Below are 18,955 nucleotides of genomic sequence, written 5' to 3'. Positions count from 1 at the left end.
AACCCCGGCATGCGATCGCGGGTGTCGATTCAGTTGTCCAAACTAAGTATGTAGTTTGAGAATATGTACAGTCACCGTTTCAAGGTAGATATTTACATAACACGCCATGCCCGTGAGCGCATGGCTACTCGAAATATCACAGAAAGTGAACTGCTAGAATTGATAGAGCGGGGAACAGTAAAGTACAAAGATGCTACGCGGTTTTGGATAGCGATACATGTTGAAAGTCGCCAAGACAACCTTTTGTCTATCGCAGCTGTCTTAGAAGACAAACTGGTTGTCAAAACCGTTATGCATCACTTTGAGTGGGAGGATAAGTAATGCGTACAACCTACGATGAAGCGGATGACATTCTAGTTTTGCATCTTTCAGATAAACGTACGGTTAAAGAAATTTCTCAAGACTGGAATACGCATATTAGTTACGCGGAAGATGGCACAATTACTGAAATTGTCATCCTTGACGCTTCTAAGCAGGGGGCATGGCCGCTCTTAAAGAGCCAAGCAGCGTAACCCAACCCCCGGCACCGCTCCGCGCTGCTCTCGCGGGTGCGCCTGAGGCTTACCACGCGCTACTAAATCACGCATGCACAGAACATTGTGGAAGCACGACCCGTAGCGCGTGGTAACGAGAAAGCGAGTTCAGCGAGCGTTCGTGGGCACCCGCGAAAGGCGTCGGAACGACGCCCAACGGCACATAGCCAACTCCCGGCACCGCTCCGCGCTATTCACACGATTGCGCCGACACCAAACTGTTCACGATTCACGATTCACGATTCACGATTCACGATTCACGATTCACGATTCACGATTCACGATTCACGATTCACGATTCACGATTCACGATTCACGATTCACGATTCACGCCTCACACCTCACACCTCACACCTCACAATTCACCACTAACGGTTTACCAATGCTCGAAATAATTCACCACGGCGGGGCCACTGGGGTAACTGGCAGCTGTCACCAACTGCTACTCAATCGACACGAATCCCTACTGGTGGATTGTGGCCTCTTCCAAGGGGAAGACGCCGTGGAAGATAGCTTCGAGCAGCTGCAAATTGAATTCGATATCAGCACCGTTAAGGCGCTCATCATTACCCACGTCCATATTGACCACGTGGGCAGGCTGCCTTACTTACTGGCGGCGGGTTTCGCCGGCCCGATTATCTGCTCGATCCCCACGGCCAGGCTGCTGCCCCTGGTGATTGAAGACGCGCTAAAAATTGGCTTCACCCGCAATGCCCAACTGATCGAGCGCTTTCAAGCGCAGCTCGAAAAGCAAATCGTGAGCGTGCCCTACGGCAAATGGCACAACATAGGTAGGGTAAGCGAAGTAAGCGGTCACACCGGCGCTAGCGCAAGCACGACTGAAAACGCAGAGATAGGCACAGGCACCACACGGGTAAAACTAAAACGGGCAGGGCATATTCTAGGTTCCAGCTACGTTGAAGTGAGCTACCAGGATGTTGAGACCAGTGAAAAAGAGCGCATCGTATTCTCCGGCGATTTAGGCGCCCCATACGCACCGCTACTACCTGCGCCTAAATCCCCCTACGGCTGCGACCAACTGGTACTCGAAAGCACCTATGGCAACCGCCAACACCCAGACCGCCGCCAGCGCCGCGCCACCCTAAAAGCCGCCGTAGAGCAAGCACTCGCTAGCGGTGGCACGGTGATGGTGCCTGCGTTCAGTATCGGCCGCACCCAAGAGCTGCTCTACGAGCTAGAAACCATTATCCATCAAACGCGCTCACCGCAGTGGCAGTCACTGGAAATCATTGTCGACTCACCGCTAGCCGCGCGTTTTACAAAGGTTTATCGCGAGCTAAAACCCTACTGGGATAAAGAAGCCCAAGGGCGCCTGCGCAGTGGCCGTCATCCACTCAACTTCGCCAATATCTACACCGTGGATAGCCATGCAGAGCACGAGCAAACCGTTGAGTACCTGGCCAAAACAGGCCGACCGGCGCTAGTCATTGCCGCCAGCGGCATGTGTGCAGGCGGGCGAATCATGAACTACCTAAAAGCCATGCTCGGCGATGAACGCCACCAAGTGCTGTTTGTGGGCTACCAAGGCGCAGGCACCCCCGGGCGGGACATACAGCAATACGGCCCACAGGGCGGCTGGGTAAACATCGACGGCGAACGATTTGATATAAAGGCAGGCGTAACCTCCATCAGCGGCTATTCAGCCCACGCCGACCAAAAAGACCTGCTCAACTTCGTAAAACGCATGCGCCGCTGGCCCCAAACCATCCGCCTGGTACACGGCGAACAAACCGCCCGCGCAGCGCTCAAAGCTGAACTCGAAAGCCTCTATAAACGCAAAGGCAGAAGTGTAACGGTAAGGAGTTAGCTGATAGCAGTGAGGTGTTCCCCCTCACAAGCGAAGCGCTAACCCCTTACCCTTCACCAAAAAACCAATGATTGAAATCAAAAATCTCTACAAACGCTACCACAACCACCACGGCAGCGATTGGGTGCTTAAAGACATCAACCTCACGATCCCCAAAGGGGTGAGTGTCGGCTTGATTGGTGCCAACGGTGCGGGTAAATCCACGCTGCTGCGTTTAATTGCCGGTATGGATACGCCAGAGCGCGGCGAAGTCATTCGCCACACCCGCGTTTCCTGGCCTGTAGGGCTATCGGGCGGTATGCAAAGCAACATGACCGGTCGCCAAAACGTCAAATTCGTAGCCCGTGTTCAGGGCAGTGGCTCAGAAGAGGTTGCGCGAATAATCAAATTTGTCGAAGACTTCGCTGAAATAGGCGAAGCCTTTGACGAACCGATCCGCACCTACTCTTCAGGCATGCGATCGCGTATTTCGTTTGGCCTCTCTTTAGCGTTCGATTTCGACGTCTATATCTCCGATGAAGCCACCGCCGTTGGCGATAGATCTTTCAAAGCCAAAGCAAAAGAGCTATTCGAATCGAAAGTGGGCCAGTCATCGCTAATCATGGTGTCTCACTCAGAAGGCATTTTGAAGGATTTATGCCAAGCCGGTGTTTACTTAAAGCACGGGACTGCGCACTGGTACGATGACGTAAACGAAGCTATCGCTGCCTACCATATTGATGTAGATGCTAAAAACGACGGCACCGCACTGCCTACCGATGTGCCCAGTGCCAGAAAACACCTGCAAGAATGTCATCAGGTGCTTAAAGCCGCACAGGAAAACCTAGAGGATTATCGAGAGCGCCAAGCGCCTCAGCAAGACATTGCCATTGCTCATCAAGAAGTTCAAAAGGCGGTAAAAGCGTCGAAAATTGCGCGCGAGCACCTGGAAATGCTGGAAGAGCAGCAGCGCAAGGCAAAACGCAAATCTGCCTAGTGTTTAAAGATATCAGGCCACAGCGAAAAGCCCATTAACATCGGCTATTAAGAGAACTATGAACACCAAAACCTTTTTAATTACCGGTGGCGCAGGCTTTATCGGTTCTGCAGTAGTGCGGGAACTTATTCAAAACACTGCCCATAAGGTGGTGAACGTAGACAAACTTACCTATGCAGGCAATTTAGAATCCCTGGCAAGCGTTGAAGCCAATGAGCGCTACACCTTTGCCCAGGCCGATATTTGCGATGCACAGGCCATGCAACAACTGTTCGAGCAGCACCAGCCTGATGTGGTGATGCACTTAGCGGCGGAGAGCCACGTAGACCGCTCCATCGATGGCCCGGCAGAGTTTATTCAAACCAATGTGGTGGGCACTGCCGTACTGCTGGAAGCCGCACGCGCTTATTGGAATAGCTTGGAAGGCGAGCGTCGCAACGCTTTTCGATTCCACCATATCAGTACGGATGAGGTTTATGGTGATCTGGCTGAATGTGAGGAGTCAGGAGCGAGGAGTGAGGAGGAAAACTCACCCCTCACAAGCGCGCAGCGCGCTCACGCCTCACTGTTTACAGAAACGACACCCTATGCGCCCAGTTCGCCTTATTCGGCCAGTAAAGCCAGTTCTGACCACTTGGTACGCGCCTGGCAGCGTACGTATGGCCTGCCCACGCTAGTCACCAACTGCTCGAACAACTACGGCCCGTTCCATTTCCCGGAAAAGCTGATTCCGCTGATGATTCTCAACGCCCTAGCCGGTAAGCCGCTTCCGGTGTACGGCAATGGCCAGCAGATCCGCGATTGGCTGTATGTAGAAGACCACGCCCGCGCATTGATCAAAGTCGCCACAGAAGGGCAAGTAGGCGAGACCTACAACATCGGCGGGCACAATGAGAAGGCGAATATCGAGGTCGTAGAAGCGATTTGCGAAATCCTGGATGAATGGGTGCTAGGTGAGGGGGGAGGAGTGAGGGGTGAGGAGTTAGGAGTGAGGGGATCCTCCTTACCCCTCACAAGCCCGCAGGGCGCTCACCCCTCTCAAGCGAAGCGCTCACACAAAGATTTAATTACCTTCGTCACCGACCGCCCCGGCCACGACCTCCGCTACGCCATCGACGCCAGCAAAATCGAACGCGAGCTAGGCTGGGTACCAGAAGAAACCTTTGAAACCGGTCTACGCAAAACCGTGCAGTGGTACCTCGCCAACGAAACCTGGTGGAAACGCGTCCAAGACGGCAGCTACCAAGGCCAACGGCTAGGTAGTTTGTGAGGAGTAAGCGCTTCGCTTGTTAGTGGTAAGGGGAAGAGTTGTGAGAAAGCATCAGCAACTGCGGGTATGGCAAGAAGCAATGGATCTCGTTGTCGCTATTTACTCAATGACCTCATCCTTTCCTTCAGTTGAGCGATATGGGCTAGCTAGCCAAATGCAACGTGCTGCTGTATCTGTGCCAAGCAATATAGCCGAAGGCGCGGCTCGTGGCAGTAAGCCCGACTTTTTAAGATTTTTGCATATAGCACGTGGTTCGCTCAGTGAACTTGAAACTCAATGTCAAATTGCCCAACGCTTAGGGTATATGGATGATATTTCAGCACTGGAACTAGCGATTAACTCTGTATTTTCACAGCTAGGCGGGCTGATCAGGCATTTAAAGGCTTCACTATGACATCTGAACATGCACACCTCACACCTCACGCTTCACCCCTCACTATTTTCATCACCGGATCAAACGGCCAGGTCGGCTTTGAGCTACAACGCCAATTTTCCCTATTCGGTAATGTGTTAGCCCCTACACGGCATGAACTTGATTTAACAGATGCCAATGCAGTAGACGCCTACTTGGCTGAACACCAGCCGGCGTTGATCCTCAACGCCGGCGCTTACACAGCGGTTGATAAAGCCGAAAGCGAACCAGAGCAAGCCAAACGCCTCAATGCCGAGCTGCCAGCACAATTAGCCGAGTATGCGGCCAAGCACAATATTCCGCTGGTGCACTACTCTACTGATTACGTCTACCCAGGGGATGGTGAAACACCTTGGCAGGAAGACAGCCCCACGGCACCGCTGAGCGTATATGGCCAAACCAAGCTGGAAGGCGACCAAGCGGTTACCCAAAGTGGTTGCCAGCATCTAATTTTCCGCACCAGCTGGGTATACGCCGCCCGCGGCAATAACTTTATGAAAACCATGTTGCGTCTGGGCCGCGAGCGCGACGCACTGAGCATCGTTAACGACCAAATAGGCGCGCCCACACCCGCACGCCTAATCGCCCAAGTCACCGCGCTAGCGTTCACGCCTCACAATTCACCCCTCACCCCTCACATAACATCAGGCATCTACCACCTGGCGCCAAGAGGGGAAACCAGCTGGCACGGTTTCGCCAGCGAGATTTTCAAGCAAGTACAGGCACTTGGCGAAGAGTTAGCGATCCAATCCGGCACCGTGAGTGGCATACCCACCGTGGAATTTCCAACCCCCGCCCAGCGCCCGCTCAACTCACGTATGCGCCTGACTAAACTTGAGGCCGCGCTTGGTGTCACATTACCGGTTTGGCAACACCAGCTAGCGCTAACGCTTGCAGAATGCTGTGAGGAGTGAGGGGTGAAATGTGAGGAGTAGACCTCCCACCTCACCCCTCACTCCTCACAACTACTACTTGTTTCATCACGGATGATAGACCATGACCACCTCACACCTCACACCTAACCCTTCACAAAGAAAGGGCATTATTCTAGCCGGTGGCTCCGGCACTCGGCTGCACCCCATTACCCGCGGTGTATCCAAGCAGCTCCTACCCATCTACGACAAGCCGATGATCTACTATCCGATCTCGGTGCTCATGCTAGCGGGCATTCGTGAAATACTGATTATTTCCACGCCAGAAGACCTCCCCCAATACCAGAACCTACTCGGCAACGGTGAAGATTTTGGTATCAGCCTGCAGTACGCCGAACAACCAAGCCCGGATGGCCTCGCCCAAGCATTTATTATCGGTGAAGAGTTTATTGGCGAAAGCCCCGTCTGCCTGGTGCTAGGCGACAATATCTTTCATGGCCAGCACTTTTCAGACCAACTAAAGCGAGCTAGCCAGCAGGCTAGCGGTGCCACCGTATTTGGTTACCTGGTTAAAGACCCAGAGCGCTTTGGCGTGGTGGAGTTTAACGAAAACGGCAACGCGATCTCCATCGAAGAAAAGCCACAAAAACCCAAATCGGCGTATGCCGTTACCGGCCTGTACTTCTACGATAACGATGTCGTTGAAATTGCCAAAGCCGTAGAGCCTTCCGAACGTGGCGAGCTGGAAATCACCAGCGTCAATAACGCCTATTTAGAGCGTGGCGACCTGCGCGTTGAACGCTTGGGCCGCGGCTTTGCCTGGCTAGATACAGGCACTCACGACAGCCTGCTGGAAGCCAGCCAATACGTGCAAACCATTGAGCACCGTCAAGGCCTCAAAATCGCCTGCCTGGAAGAGATCGCCTGGCAACACGGCTGGATCGATGACGACCGCTTAGCCACACTCGCCAAGCCCCTCGCCAAAACCCAGTACGGCCTATATCTCCAACGCCTTTTAAAAGTGAAGGGTAAAACGTGAGGAGGGAGGAGTCTTGCTCCTCGCTTTTAACGCCTCACACCTAACTCTTCACCTTTCACGAGCTATCTATGCACTACGAAAAACTCGCCATTCCCGATCTAGTCCTGCTCACTCCCAAAGTATTTGGCGACGAGCGGGGCTTCTTCATGGAAACCTTTCGTCAAAGCGAATTTGAAATCCACTGTGGTAACTACCAGTTCGTTCAGGACAACCACAGCAAGTCCGTTCAAGGTATTTTGCGGGGCCTGCACTACCAATATAAGCAGCCCCAGGGAAAGCTAGTACGCGTTACCCAAGGGGAAGTATTCGATGTCGCCGTTGATATGCGCAAGAGTTCACCGACGTTCGGCCAGTGGGTAGGGGTAACCTTAAGCGAAGAGAACAAGCAGTTGCTATGGGTGCCACCTGGGTTTGCCCACGGCTTTTACGTGACCAGCGAAAAAGCCGAGTTCCAGTACAAATGTACGGATTACTACGCGCCTGGTAACGAAGTGAGCATTAGCTGGAATGACCCCCATCTTGCGATTGAGTGGCCGCTAGTAGAGGGCAAAGCGCCCCAGGTGTCAGATAAAGATGCCGATGGTGTGCCGCTTAACGAAGCCCCACAATTTACATAACAAGGAGCCAATACACGATGCCACGGGTAATCTATCTTGGCCTTTTTGCGTTGCCAGAACATACGCCAATGACGCTCTCTGCGCTGCAACAAGCACCTGAAGATGTGGGCGCGCTAACGTTGGAAGCACATTCCACCAGTCAGTTTGAAGTTCTCAGTAATTGGTTGCAGCAAGAAAGCAAGCCAGAGGCCGTGCTGATATGGCCCAAGCCAACTGGCTTCATTGCCGATTGCCTAGCGCGAGAAGAACCTATTGACGGCTCTCTTGCACAGTGGAAAGACATGGCTAAACGGCTACTAAAACTATTTCGTCGCCACCGCAGCCAACTAACATTATTAGGCATGGCACCGGGAGAAACGCTCACGCTTTCAGACGAGCTGCCCGACAACATTACCGATGTGATTCTGCAAGCCGAAGCTGCAGTAAAGCGTCTGCCTGAAGCCACGCCGCTCTACCGCCTAGCCGCAGCACAGTTAGTTGCTGAAGATGCTGAGCTACAAGACGAGTTGGCTTTCCTCAGCGCAAGTAGTCATGCCTGTAGTGCTTCCACTGAGCAAACAAGCGAAACCGTGCGTTCGGCTCTACAAAGCGCGAAAGAAAGCCATCACGCAAAGCAGCAGCTTAAAGTGCTAACTAATGAGCGTGATAGAGCGATGGAAGAGAGCAAGCTATTACTCACTCAACTAAATAGCGTACAGAAAGCATTGGAAGTAGCTCAACATCAAGCAAACAATGCAGCTTCAAGCCAACAAACCGAACAGCAGCTTAGAAAAATGGTTGATGAGCGCGATAGCGCCCAGGAAGAAAATGAGCTGTTATTGACACAATTACACATTGTTCAAGAAGCACTGGAAGAAGCTTATATAGAACTCAAATCGGGAATCGGCGAATCAGAAGGTAAAAGGTTGAAAGGTATCATGACCTGGCTGCGAGCTCATGCTCGCCGTCAGTCTGCCGCCGTTTACAAAGGTCGCGATAACCAAGCATTAAAAGAGCTAGTCGACTTGTTAGAGCAAAGCGAACTATTTGATGCCGATTGGTATCTTACGCAGTACAAAGATATTGCCGAAGCCAATATTAACCCTGCTGAACACTTCATAAAGTTCGGCGCGATTGAAGGACGTAACCCAGGCCCCCGGTTTAATACGGAGTTTTATGTGGTGACATATCCTGATGTAGCTGCCTCTGGCCATCACCCGCTACTGCATTATTTGCGTGATGGCATTAACGAGCAGCGTAAAACACAGGAGTCGCCTACATGAACGCTCCAGTAAAACCGCGGCTTATACACATTGGGCCGATGCGCCAGGAGAGCGAAGCCCTTCTTAAGCATATTGCTCTTCCTTCGCTTGTTATCACGCCCATGCCCGAGCGTACAACGCTCAAAGGCATGCAGGAGGTTTTGAAACATGTTAGCGCCGCAGTTGCTCCACAGGCAGGGGAAGCTACGCGCTATAGCTACAACGTGCCTGGATTTGATAGCTTATCGCCCGCGTCGGGGCTTAAATCGCTATATCCCGGAGTTGCTGAAACACAGCGAAAACCAGTGGAAACACAGCCGCTAAATGAACTGATAAGTGAGCATTGCCCATCGGGTACGTTAATGACCCACTTGGTTCTGGAGCAACCCGAGCAGGCCTTGTCACTACTGCAAGCGTGGCAAGAAGAAGGCATGTTAGATAACCTCGAAGAGCTTTTTGTGCGCACCAGTCCAGTCAGCCTTTATGAAAGTATGCCAACTCAGGCCGAGTTAATCGCTTGGTGCCAGCAGTATGGTTTTGATACTAGCGCAGAGAATATTGACCCTGCTAGCAGTGAAGACCCGGAATTTATACTGTTTGAATTCAAACGTAACGCGCTACACGTACCGTTAAAAGCCGCACAAGAAGAAGCGGATGCGCTCAAGCAAGAGTGTGACAGTCTCAAAAAGAAACTTTCAGAATACGAAAAACTTCTAAAAGAGAATGCCAATCAGCTTAGCGAAGCAGCTGCAGCATTGCGTGAGACAGATGCACAGCTCAAACAGAGCACGAAGCAGCTTGATGAGAAAACAATACAGGCGGAGAGCGTCAGTAAAGAGTGTGCCACACTCAAACAGCAATTTAGCGAAGTAGATGAAACGCTTCGTGAAACACGAGTACAACTTGAAGAGTTAACAAAGCAGCGCGATGAGAAAACCTTACAAGCGGAGAACGCCAGCAAAGAAGGTGCCACGCTCAAACAACAGTTGAGTGAGAAAGAAAGCACCATCACGCAGCTCCGTGAGGAGTTGGTTTCCCAGCAGCAGAATCAGAAAGTTATCCAAAGCCGTTTCGAAGCGCTGGAAAGTAAAATGGAAGGCAAGCTGGAATCGCTATTAAGAGAACAGCGTAGCTATATTCAGCAGACCAGCAATGCGCTTGGGCAGCATGTGACTAGACTGGCCCATAAGCAACGCGATGAACGGGCGCTGACCCACTATCTTCATCATGGTCAGAAACCAGTAAGCACAGAGCTAGATCCGGGTTACGCTCTAGCTTTATTAGAGCAGTATCATTCGCAACGCTACGATGTGGTGGTAGTGTTTGGTAGTGCAGCCGCCACGGAGTTACTAGCAAAATCGGAGGTAAACTCCCAAGGGTACCGATCCCAGCATATGCTGGCAGAACAGCATAATGATATCGTTACACCCTCGGAACATGATCTACCGACTTCTATTATTAGCATTGAGCACCAAAAGTCACGATGCAAAATGTTAAAAAATAGTTTAGAAATTAATCGTTGCTCCCAAATCGTAAACGTAGTTCACTCGCCTTGGATTGAGTATCAGTATCAAGGGAGGGTGACTCTTTTTTACAGTACTGAAGATATATTAAAAAGAATTAATCAATGGTTGCCAGAAGAGGCTAGTGTTTTAGTTATAATTGGTTCCAATTTAGCTGACAAAGAGCTCGGCTGTAAGATCGCGCTTACACAGCTACTTCAGTACTTACCTACCCAAGCTTTAGATGTCGTTGTAGAAAAATTAGACTCAATGGAAGAGTGTGAGATTGAAAGTTTTTGGAGTATGTTGATAAGCTCTCAAGAAAGAGATCCTGATGTTTACAATTTTCTCGGTGCTTTCAAATTCAAGGACTGAAGTTAATTCTAAGTTTTCGTAGTTGGTAGGTAGGAAATTAAAAATTGAGCTTGTTGTTGTTCAATGTTTTTTAATTGATATATAAGGTATAACATTTAAGGATAAATGATATGAAACTAACTTCAACAGGTCGTGAGTTTTTAGAAATACATTCACTGTCATTAGAAGAGAATTACCTCAAAATTGATGAAGTTCTGTTAAGTGCAAAGAGGCGAGGTGCAAACTTAGAAATTTTAGCTAAACTATTGCTATTAAAAAAACCAGATGATCTGCACGTTGCTAAATATAATGCTTTGCTTTTTTTAGAACACTTCGAAGACAATAATAGTGAGGTGGCTGAGTTAAATGTTCTAAATAGTTATTGTGAGGTAATCTCGTTAATTTTTAGAGTGTGTGCTGGTTTTAAGAAAAAAGAGCTTGCTGAATTTGAGACGTTCTTAAATGCAATGCTAAGTTTCTATAAAAATAAGAAAATATATAGTGAGATTAATATTAGTAATTATGTAAAGAAAATGGCTATATTGAAGGGGGTGATTAAAGCTGTTGATTTGTTAGATAGTAATGAGTTGAAAAAGGACTTTGAAAATAAAGTTAAAAGCAAAAACTTCATAAGTAGTTTGGTTTTTAATAAAGCTGTCGGAGATGCAAGAGTTATAAAAGCAGCAAACTCAATTTACGAATACTGTGAAAATAGTTGTGTTTTTGGTTACGATGTTAAAAATGAATTTGAAGAAACTGGGGTTTATGATAAAGATAAAGTATCTTACTTTGTGTTAGAAAATATAAAAGTTAATAATAATGACCTAATAAGAGCATTGCCTGATTGGGAAAACAAGTATCGGGTTCAGCAGCTTTTCTTTGCGTCATTTTCATTAAGTTTAATCAGTTATTTCATGGGCAAGAAAGTTGATGAAGATGCTCTTATTTATACACACGACATGCATAGTATTGCTATTGGTAAATCGCTGAAACTTAGTTTAAATCAATTGTATTGTATGAATACTGTTTCTTGGATTCATGATTTTCATGAATATGTATCTGGAGTTGAATTCCCAATAGAAGAAAGGAAGCAGTTTTTTATTAAAGATGAAGCGGGTAGCGTTGATCATATTGATGGATCAGTGACGGTTAGTCCTGGTCTTGCCAAGTTACTAAACGACAAATATGGTTTAATACCTATTGTCGTATATAATAGTAATGTAGAAAAAAACATACCTAACAAGGTGATGCATCAAAATATTAGGAGTTGGTTAGAACTGAATGATACTACTCCGCTAATTATTTATTCAGGCGGTATTACTAAACAAAGAAGAGTTGGTTTACCATTAGATGCAATGACTGAAATAGATGATTTAGTCTACTGCCTTGTAACGAATGATACTCCCGAATCTAATGTGGAGTTGAAAAATATAATGGAGAGGGCTTATCAATTAGGTGTTGAAAAACGAATTTATTTTCACCCATATGTTGATGCAGACGAAGCTTGGGAACTAATGGTAGGGGCAACTGCTTGTTTGTCTATGCTACCGAGATATGAAAATGGCGACATCGCTTTACCTAATAAGCTATTTGATTCATTGAAAGCTGGTGTTCCATTTTTAGCTAGTGATACCCCAGAGCTTAAGGGATTTATAAGCTCGTATAAGTGTGGGGTAAATTTTGTTGCGGATAATTCAAATTCCTTTACTAATTCATTAAAAGAAATTATAAAAAATCCTCCTAAGGTTAATCCAGTTGATTTCTATAAGTTCTCATGGGGTGCATCCTTTAAGGAAGTTTTAAAAATTATGGATAGACGGTTATCAAATCCGATATCTATAAAAGATGAATACAATACATTAACTACACTTGAAAATAGCGATAGAAAATTAGATGAGTCCGAAATTGTTAGAATATTAAATGAAGTAATAGAGTCTGATAGTAATTTATGGACTTTCTATAGAGTTGACGGTTTTTTTGAAGATGGGTATCCACGACACAATTCAAAAATTTTCGAAGATAAATATGTAGCTCACCCAATGCATGGCGCTTATTTCATTAGTCGTCTGGTCGCATTAGGAAATAAAAATAAAAATAATAGCTATTATAGGGTGGCGCATATGCTTGTTAAGTCTGCCGCTGAAAGAATGGAAGATGTCGATGGTGCTTTGTGCTTTTATTACAAGCCAGGGGATGGTGTTAATAAATACGGACACTCTTTTTATTCTGGCTTAACTCAGTGTCGATATTTAGAATCAATAACAATTTTAAATGAAATTTATTCTGATATTAATACTTCTGGAATTTTAAAAAAAATTGCTAAAAGCATGACTGTAACTGTAGAGAATGGCGGAGTGATTCTTGAAAATAAATATGGAGTTTTTATTGAAGAATATCCATCTGATATGCCAAAGTACGTTTTAAATGGATGGCTTACAGCATTAAATTCAATGTTCAAATATGCAAAACAGTATAATGATGAACGTATTTTGCACATCTGCAATAGAAGTGCGCAGACACTAGAGGATGTACTTTCGAAATTTGATATGCCTGAGAGGTTAAATACTGCATATTCACTCACATCTCATGCCTATGTAGAAATATTCACAGATAGAGATAATGCATTAGATCTAGATGTTATTGAGGTGAAGTCAGGAGGAGCTGTTTTAAGTTATGACTTTAAGAAAAAAACAACTAAAAAGGATAATTTCTTTATATACAAAGGTGATAAAAAAACTATAAAGAAAAAGAATCAAAAAATGAAGATATCGTTTGAATTGAGCGCTATTGATGAAGTCAACTCAGATGAGTTGACTTTAAAGTTTAAAAACGATAATGATGTTTTTGATGGAAATGTGTATATGCAAACATTTGTCCCAGAGTACGATGTGAAATACCCTCATCCGATCTCTAAATATGCGAATGATGTCTTTTCCTTTGAGTTAAAGAGACAAGATAATGGTTTGTCACTTTATTCCGTTTTCTTAGATAAAGAAATATTCCACCCTTGGTTGAAAAAACCTGTTCCTTTTGGTAAAAAAATCAATGATTTACACTTTAATGTTTATCACTTCATACATGTAAATGGATTAAGCAAACTGCTTGAATTCTACGATTCTGAAAGAATTGCCTTTTGGAGAGACAGGTGGCTTGCTTATACTAAGCAATGGCCATTCTCCGAGTACCAAAAGATTGAAAATATTTCTACAGTGGCTTACAAGTCAAAATCAAACAAGGATTGATAATGAAAATTGTGACAATTCTAGGGGCTCGCCCACAGTTTATTAAAGCAGGTTCTGTCAGTAGAGAGTTTCTTCATCAAGCAAAACTTGGTGAAGAAGTAACAGAAGTTATTGTTCATACTGGACAGCACTATGATTCGAATATGAGTAATGTTTTTTTTGAAGAAATGCATATACCAAAGCCTAATTATTCTTTAGGTATAGGCGGTAATTCTCATGGTGCCATGACAGGACAAATGATTGAGAAAATTGAAGAAATTTTGCTTCAAGAAAAGCCTGATTATGTATTGACTTATGGGGATACTAATTCAACCTTAGCTGGGGCCATATCTGCTTCTAAATTAAATATCAAAGTCGCTCATGTTGAAGCGGGGCTACGCTCTTTCAACATGTCTATGCCAGAAGAAATCAATCGAATTTTAACTGACCGTATAAGCACTCTCTTATTCTGTCCAACTTCGATAGCTGTTGATAACTTGAAAAAAGAAGGTATTTATAATTGGAAAAATAATTCAGAATTGGTTTTTTCTGGTGATGTAATGAAGGATGGCGCAGTATTTTACAAAGATTTGGCTGTAAAACCATCCGGGGTTGAAATCGATGATAATTTTATTCTTTGTACTATCCATAGAGCGGAAAATACAGATAATATAGATCGTTTAACAAATATTATCTCAGCACTTAATGAGATTGCTGCTACTAATCAAGTTGTCTTACCATTACATCCTCGTACTAGAAAAATTATTCGTGAAAGAAACCTTGATATTAACTTTCTAACAATAATTGACCCCGTTGGTTATTTGAACATGATTTGGCTGATTAAAAATTGTTCTTTAGTTATGACAGATAGTGGTGGACTTCAAAAAGAAGCTTATTTTTTTATAAAACCTTGCATTACAATGCGAGATGAGACGGAGTGGACAGAATTAGTTGAAAGTGGAGCAAATAGACTTGTGGGGGCAGAAAAAAACAGCATACTACATGCCTTTAAAGAAACAAATGAGTTTTTGAAAATTGAGCACAATATGAATTTGTATGGTGATGGGAAAGCTTCAAAGATTATTTTTGACTCTCTGAAAAGAAATTTAATCAATAATTCTTAAATTATTGAATTGATATTTTAATCTCTCGATTTTGAATTTAACATAAAGCCAGGACGTTTTATGAATACTGTCAATATTGCCATAATTGGTTTAGGTTACGTTGGGCTGCCGCTTGCAGTAGAGTTTGGTAAGAAAAGAAATACTATAGGATTTGATATTAATCAAAAGCGAATTACTGATCTTAATAAAGGATACGATTTTACATTAGAAGTTTCGAGTGAAGAGTTGAAAAAAGCTTCACAATTACAGTTTTATAGTGACGTAAAAGAACTTGAGAATTGTAATGTCTATATTGTAACGGTGCCTACACCTATTGATGATAACAATGCCCCTGACCTTAATCCATTGCGCAAAGCTTCAGCTATGCTAGCAACTGTGATAAAGAAAGGTGATGTGGTGATTTATGAATCCACTGTTTATCCTGGTGCTACAGAAGAAGTGTGTATCCCTGTAATCGAAAAAGGTTCAGGGCTGAAATTTAATGAGGATTTTTATGCTGGTTATAGTCCTGAGCGAATAAATCCAGGTGATAAAGTTAATACACTAACAAAAATTAAAAAGATCACATCGGGCTCTACGCCTGAGATAGCTAAGTTTGTTGATGAGCTCTATTCATCTATTATTTCTGCAGGTACACACCTTGCTAGCTCCATCAAGGTGGCGGAGGCTGCGAAAGTGATTGAAAATACACAGCGTGATTTGAACATCGCCATTATTAATGAATTTGCCAAAATATTTAATATTTTAGGTATTGATAGTCAAGAAGTGTTGGAGGCTGCTGGAACCAAGTGGAATTTCTTACCTTTTAAGCCGGGTTTGGTTGGAGGGCATTGTATCAGTGTTGATCCTTATTATCTTACCTATAAAGCCAAGGAAGTTGGGTATCAACCTGAAGTGATTCTAGCGGGGCGGCGTATTAACGATGGCATGGGGCAATATACAGCTACGCAATTAGTTAAAGCTGTTAGCCGTAAAAAAATTCATATTGATGAAGCTCGTGTGCTGGTTCTGGGTTTTACCTTTAAAGGTGATTGCCCTGATGTGCGTAATACCAAGATTATCGATATGGTTAAAGAGCTAGAAAGTTTTAATATGAATGTGGACGTCTATGATCCATGGGCGGAGCCTGAAGAAGTTCAAGAAGAGTATGGCCTTAAACTTGAAGCTGATTTAATTGAAGGCGTGTACGATGCCATTGTTCTGGCTGTTGACCACTCTGACTTTAAAGAATGGGGGGCCGAAAAAATACGCTCTTTTGGTAAAGAGAAACATGTTCTCTATGATGTGAAGCATGTGCTTACTAAGAATGAATCAGATCTACGCTTATAATGGAGCAGGTATTTAATATGAGAAATTTTGCTTTAATCGGTGCTGCTGGTTATATCGCCCCCCGTCATATGAAAGCGATTAAAGAGTTGGGCCATAATTTAAGTATCGGCTACGATACTAATGACTCCGTAGGTATCATCGACAGTATTTCTCCTGATAGCGAGTTTTTTACTGAATTTGAGCGATTTCAAGAGCATGCCTACCGTTTGAAACGTAATCCATCAACTGCATTGGACTATGTGGCTGTTTGCTCTCCCAACTATTTGCACCATTCACATATTGCAGCTGGCCTTAGGTTGGGGTGTGATGTTATTTGCGAAAAGCCGCTAGTGCCGACACCTGAACTCCTGGATGAACTAGCTGAAGTAGAGAAAGAAACGGGCCAGCGTGTTTATAATATTTTACAATTACGGCACCATGAAGCTATTTTGAAGCTTAAAGAAAAAGTAGCGCATGAAAATCGCAGTGAAAAATATCAGGTAGATTTAACCTATATTACTTCACGCGGGAAATGGTATATGGAAAGCTGGAAGGGTGATCCGCGCAAGTCGTTTGGTGTGGCTACTAATATTGGTGTTCACTTTTTTGATATGCTGCATTTTATTTTTGGTAAGTTAGAGAAAAATGTCCTGCATTATGCTAACGACTATAAAGCATGTGGCTACTTAGAGTATGAAAAAGCCAGGGTTCCATGGTTTTTATCAATAGACGCGAATGACCTACCCGACGAAGTAAAAGGCAAGCAAACCACGTTCCGTAATATAAGCTGTGAAGGTGAGCAAATAGAATTTTCCGCTGGGTTCACAGATCTTCATACAATTAGCTATCAGGAGATTCTTGCTGGCCGCGGTTATGGTATTGAAGATGCTAGGCACTGCGTTGAGACCGTACACCATATTCGAACAGCTCAGCCTGAGGCTCCTGCTGAAAATGAGGCACATGCTTTTCTAAGAAAACTCATCTAGGAGCAACGCATGGATTATCAAGTACATGAATCTGCAATCGTTGATGAAGGTGCCCAGATAGGTGAAGGCTCCCGAGTTTGGCACTTCGTGCATGTGTGTGCTGGCGCTAGAATCGGTAGGGGGGTTTCCCTTGGCCAAAATGCTTTTGTTGGCAATAAGGTCACAATAGGCGATAACTGCAAAATTCAGAATAACGTTTCAGTTTATGACAACGTTCACCTTGAAGAAGGTGTTTTTTGTGGCCCTAGCATGGTGTTTACCAATGTTTATAACCCTCGCTCACTGATTGAACGTAAAAGTGAGTATCGTGATACTTTGGTAAAAAAAGGTGCCACTTTGGGTGCCAATTGCACCATAGTATGCGGGGTTACCATTGGTGAGTATTCCTTTATTGGTGCTGGCGCTGTCATTAATAAGGATGTCCCGGCTTATGCATTAATGGTAGGCGTACCTGCGCGGCAAATTGGCTGGATGAGTGAGTATGGTGAGCAATTGGATTTGCCATTGGAAGGCCAAGCAGAAGTCGCCTGCCCTCATACGGGTAAGGTTTATCATCTTAATGGCAAAACTTTAACTAAAAGTGATTGATTATCATGCAATTTATTGACTTGGCTGCCCAGCAAGAGCGCATCAAAGATAAAATAGACGCCAATATCCAGAAAGTACTTGCGCATGGTAATTATATTCTTGGCCCTGAAGTCTCTGAACTTGAGAATAAATTAGCTGCATTTACGGGTGCTAAGTATTGCATAACATGTGCTAATGGTACCGATGCGCTGCAGATTGCACAGATGGCATTAGGTATAGGCCCTGGTGATGAAGTAATCACCCCAGGCTTTACTTATATTGCAACAGCAGAAACGGTTGCCTTATTAGGCGCTAAGCCAGTCTATGTGGATATTGACCCAAATACCTACAACCTTGATCCCGCCCAATTGGAGGCGGCAATTACGCCGCGTACTAAAGCTATTATACCGGTATCATTGTATGGGCAGTGTGCGGACTTTGATGCGATCAATGCGATTGCTGAAAAACATGGCATTCCTGTAATCGAAGATGCTGCTCAGAGCTTTGGCGCTAGCTACAATGGCAAAAAATCCTGCAATCTCAGTACAATAGCATGCACGAGTTTTTTCCCTAGTAAACCTTTAGGCTGTTATGGTGATGGTGGTGCTATTTTCACGAATGATGAAGACTTAGCGAGACTGCTTCGTCAGATAGCGCGCCATGGCCAGGATAAGCGTTATCATCATGTGCGTGTTGGCGTAAATAGTCGCTTGGATACACTACAGGCAGCTATACTGCTACCCAAGCTTGAGATTTTTGCTGATGAGATCATAAAACGCAATCAAGTTGCTACTTCCTATACGCGTTTACTTAACGATGCAGGTATTGTTAGCACGCCTTATGTTGATGAACGGTGTGTTTCAGCCTGGGCGCAATATACTATTCTTGTCGAAGACCGTGAAAAAGTCTTAGGGAAAATGAAAGAAGCTGGTGTACCGACTGCAGTTCACTATCCGATTCCTTTAAACAAGCAACCCGCAGTGAAGGACGATACGGTTAACCTGCCCATTGGTGATGAAATCGCTAAACAGGTAATGAGTTTACCAATGCATCCTTACTTGTCTACTCAAGATCAAATAAGTATTGTTGCAGCTTTTTAGTCATT

Annotated in this window: 17 protein-coding genes; all 17 read left to right on the top strand. The window is 45.0% G+C overall.

Annotation, left to right across the window (positions count from 1 at the left end; all coding sequences use genetic code 11):
- The first annotated feature begins 63 nt into the window (after positions 1 to 63).
- Positions 64 to 321 carry a DUF4258 domain-containing protein gene (locus HZS52_RS20575; protein ID WP_190373545.1) on the top strand — a complete coding sequence of 86 codons (258 nt, stop codon included), beginning with the start codon at positions 64 to 66 and terminating at the stop codon, positions 319 to 321.
- On the top strand, positions 321 to 512 hold the full coding sequence (locus HZS52_RS20570) for a DUF2283 domain-containing protein (RefSeq protein WP_022519665.1): 192 nt from the start codon (positions 321 to 323) through the stop codon (positions 510 to 512). Before HZS52_RS20575 ends, HZS52_RS20570 begins: the two co-directional genes overlap by 1 nt.
- 403 nt (positions 513 to 915) lie before the next feature.
- Positions 916 to 2,361, top strand: a complete 1,446-nt coding sequence (locus HZS52_RS20565) for an MBL fold metallo-hydrolase RNA specificity domain-containing protein (protein ID WP_190373544.1) — start codon at positions 916 to 918, stop codon at positions 2,359 to 2,361.
- Positions 2,362 to 2,428: 67 nt separating this feature from the next.
- Complete coding sequence (locus HZS52_RS20560; protein WP_190373543.1) at positions 2,429 to 3,337, top strand: ABC transporter ATP-binding protein; 909 nt, start codon at positions 2,429 to 2,431, stop codon at positions 3,335 to 3,337.
- A gap of 58 nt (positions 3,338 to 3,395) precedes the next feature.
- Positions 3,396 to 4,607 (top strand): dTDP-glucose 4,6-dehydratase, encoded by a 1,212-nt coding sequence (locus HZS52_RS20555; protein ID WP_190373542.1) that lies wholly within the window; start codon positions 3,396 to 3,398, stop codon positions 4,605 to 4,607.
- Between the two features lie 40 nt (positions 4,608 to 4,647).
- Complete coding sequence (locus HZS52_RS20550) at positions 4,648 to 5,001, top strand: four helix bundle protein (RefSeq protein WP_223827981.1); 354 nt, start codon at positions 4,648 to 4,650, stop codon at positions 4,999 to 5,001.
- Entirely contained in the window at positions 4,998 to 5,933 is a 936-nt protein-coding gene (rfbD, locus tag HZS52_RS20545; RefSeq protein WP_190373541.1) for a dTDP-4-dehydrorhamnose reductase, read from the top strand. The genes HZS52_RS20550 and rfbD overlap by 4 nt, the downstream gene beginning before the upstream one ends.
- 82 nt (positions 5,934 to 6,015) lie before the next feature.
- Positions 6,016 to 6,930, top strand: coding sequence for a glucose-1-phosphate thymidylyltransferase RfbA (rfbA, locus tag HZS52_RS20540; RefSeq protein ID WP_009288279.1), 915 nt, complete (start codon positions 6,016 to 6,018; stop codon positions 6,928 to 6,930).
- A 68-nt stretch (positions 6,931 to 6,998) separates the two neighbouring features.
- On the top strand, positions 6,999 to 7,547 hold the full coding sequence (rfbC, locus tag HZS52_RS20535; protein WP_190373540.1) for a dTDP-4-dehydrorhamnose 3,5-epimerase: 549 nt from the start codon (positions 6,999 to 7,001) through the stop codon (positions 7,545 to 7,547).
- Between the two features lie 17 nt (positions 7,548 to 7,564).
- A complete protein-coding gene (locus HZS52_RS20530) occupies positions 7,565 to 8,809 on the top strand; it encodes a coiled-coil domain-containing protein (RefSeq protein WP_190373539.1) in 1,245 nt (414 codons plus the stop codon).
- Entirely contained in the window at positions 8,806 to 10,665 is a 1,860-nt protein-coding gene (locus HZS52_RS20525; protein WP_190373538.1) for a hypothetical protein, read from the top strand. Before HZS52_RS20530 ends, HZS52_RS20525 begins: the two co-directional genes overlap by 4 nt.
- Positions 10,666 to 10,775: 110 nt before the next feature.
- The gene (locus HZS52_RS20520) at positions 10,776 to 13,886 is read left to right on the top strand and encodes a D-glucuronyl C5-epimerase family protein (protein ID WP_190373537.1); all 3,111 of its coding nucleotides are present in this window, start codon (positions 10,776 to 10,778) and stop codon (positions 13,884 to 13,886) included.
- 2 nt (positions 13,887 to 13,888) lie between these two features.
- On the top strand, positions 13,889 to 14,989 hold the full coding sequence (gene wecB / locus HZS52_RS20515; RefSeq protein ID WP_223827980.1) for a non-hydrolyzing UDP-N-acetylglucosamine 2-epimerase: 1,101 nt from the start codon (positions 13,889 to 13,891) through the stop codon (positions 14,987 to 14,989).
- 60 nt (positions 14,990 to 15,049) lie between these two features.
- Complete coding sequence (gene tviB, locus HZS52_RS20510; protein ID WP_190373535.1) at positions 15,050 to 16,318, top strand: Vi polysaccharide biosynthesis UDP-N-acetylglucosamine C-6 dehydrogenase TviB; 1,269 nt, start codon at positions 15,050 to 15,052, stop codon at positions 16,316 to 16,318.
- A 17-nt stretch (positions 16,319 to 16,335) separates the two neighbouring features.
- Entirely contained in the window at positions 16,336 to 17,283 is a 948-nt protein-coding gene (locus HZS52_RS20505) for a Gfo/Idh/MocA family oxidoreductase (RefSeq protein ID WP_190373534.1), read from the top strand.
- Positions 17,284 to 17,292: 9 nt separating this feature from the next.
- On the top strand, positions 17,293 to 17,871 hold the full coding sequence (wbpD, locus tag HZS52_RS20500) for a UDP-2-acetamido-3-amino-2,3-dideoxy-D-glucuronate N-acetyltransferase (protein ID WP_190373533.1): 579 nt from the start codon (positions 17,293 to 17,295) through the stop codon (positions 17,869 to 17,871).
- A 5-nt stretch (positions 17,872 to 17,876) separates the two neighbouring features.
- Positions 17,877 to 18,950, top strand: a complete 1,074-nt coding sequence (locus HZS52_RS20495) for a DegT/DnrJ/EryC1/StrS family aminotransferase (protein WP_317890271.1) — start codon at positions 17,877 to 17,879, stop codon at positions 18,948 to 18,950.
- Positions 18,951 to 18,955 lie beyond the last annotated feature (5 nt).

Origin of the sequence: Vreelandella titanicae, assembly GCF_014697095.1 — a bacterium.
In the GTDB taxonomy this organism is placed as follows: Bacteria; Pseudomonadota; Gammaproteobacteria; order Pseudomonadales; family Halomonadaceae; genus Vreelandella; species Vreelandella titanicae.
Note: the sequence above shows the minus strand (reverse complement) of the source record. Positions and strands in the feature narration are given on the sequence as shown.

Bases quoted from the DNA above. Each gene is read 5' to 3' on its own strand.
- HZS52_RS20575 (WP_190373545.1), top strand. From the start codon at position 64: ATGTACAGTCACCGTTTCAAGGTAGATATTTACATAACACGCCATGCC.
- HZS52_RS20570 (WP_022519665.1), top strand. From the start codon at position 321: ATGCGTACAACCTACGATGAAGCGGATGACATTCTAGTTTTGCATCTT.
- HZS52_RS20565 (WP_190373544.1), top strand. From the start codon at position 916: ATGCTCGAAATAATTCACCACGGCGGGGCCACTGGGGTAACTGGCAGC.
- HZS52_RS20560 (WP_190373543.1), top strand. From the start codon at position 2,429: ATGATTGAAATCAAAAATCTCTACAAACGCTACCACAACCACCACGGC.
- HZS52_RS20555 (WP_190373542.1), top strand. From the start codon at position 3,396: ATGAACACCAAAACCTTTTTAATTACCGGTGGCGCAGGCTTTATCGGT.
- rfbD (WP_190373541.1), top strand. From the start codon at position 4,998: ATGACATCTGAACATGCACACCTCACACCTCACGCTTCACCCCTCACT.
- rfbA (WP_009288279.1), top strand. From the start codon at position 6,016: ATGACCACCTCACACCTCACACCTAACCCTTCACAAAGAAAGGGCATT.
- rfbC (WP_190373540.1), top strand. From the start codon at position 6,999: ATGCACTACGAAAAACTCGCCATTCCCGATCTAGTCCTGCTCACTCCC.
- HZS52_RS20530 (WP_190373539.1), top strand. From the start codon at position 7,565: ATGCCACGGGTAATCTATCTTGGCCTTTTTGCGTTGCCAGAACATACG.
- HZS52_RS20525 (WP_190373538.1), top strand. From the start codon at position 8,806: ATGAACGCTCCAGTAAAACCGCGGCTTATACACATTGGGCCGATGCGC.
- HZS52_RS20520 (WP_190373537.1), top strand. From the start codon at position 10,776: ATGAAACTAACTTCAACAGGTCGTGAGTTTTTAGAAATACATTCACTG.
- wecB (WP_223827980.1), top strand. From the start codon at position 13,889: ATGAAAATTGTGACAATTCTAGGGGCTCGCCCACAGTTTATTAAAGCA.
- tviB (WP_190373535.1), top strand. From the start codon at position 15,050: ATGAATACTGTCAATATTGCCATAATTGGTTTAGGTTACGTTGGGCTG.
- HZS52_RS20505 (WP_190373534.1), top strand. From the start codon at position 16,336: ATGAGAAATTTTGCTTTAATCGGTGCTGCTGGTTATATCGCCCCCCGT.
- wbpD (WP_190373533.1), top strand. From the start codon at position 17,293: ATGGATTATCAAGTACATGAATCTGCAATCGTTGATGAAGGTGCCCAG.
- HZS52_RS20495 (WP_317890271.1), top strand. From the start codon at position 17,877: ATGCAATTTATTGACTTGGCTGCCCAGCAAGAGCGCATCAAAGATAAA.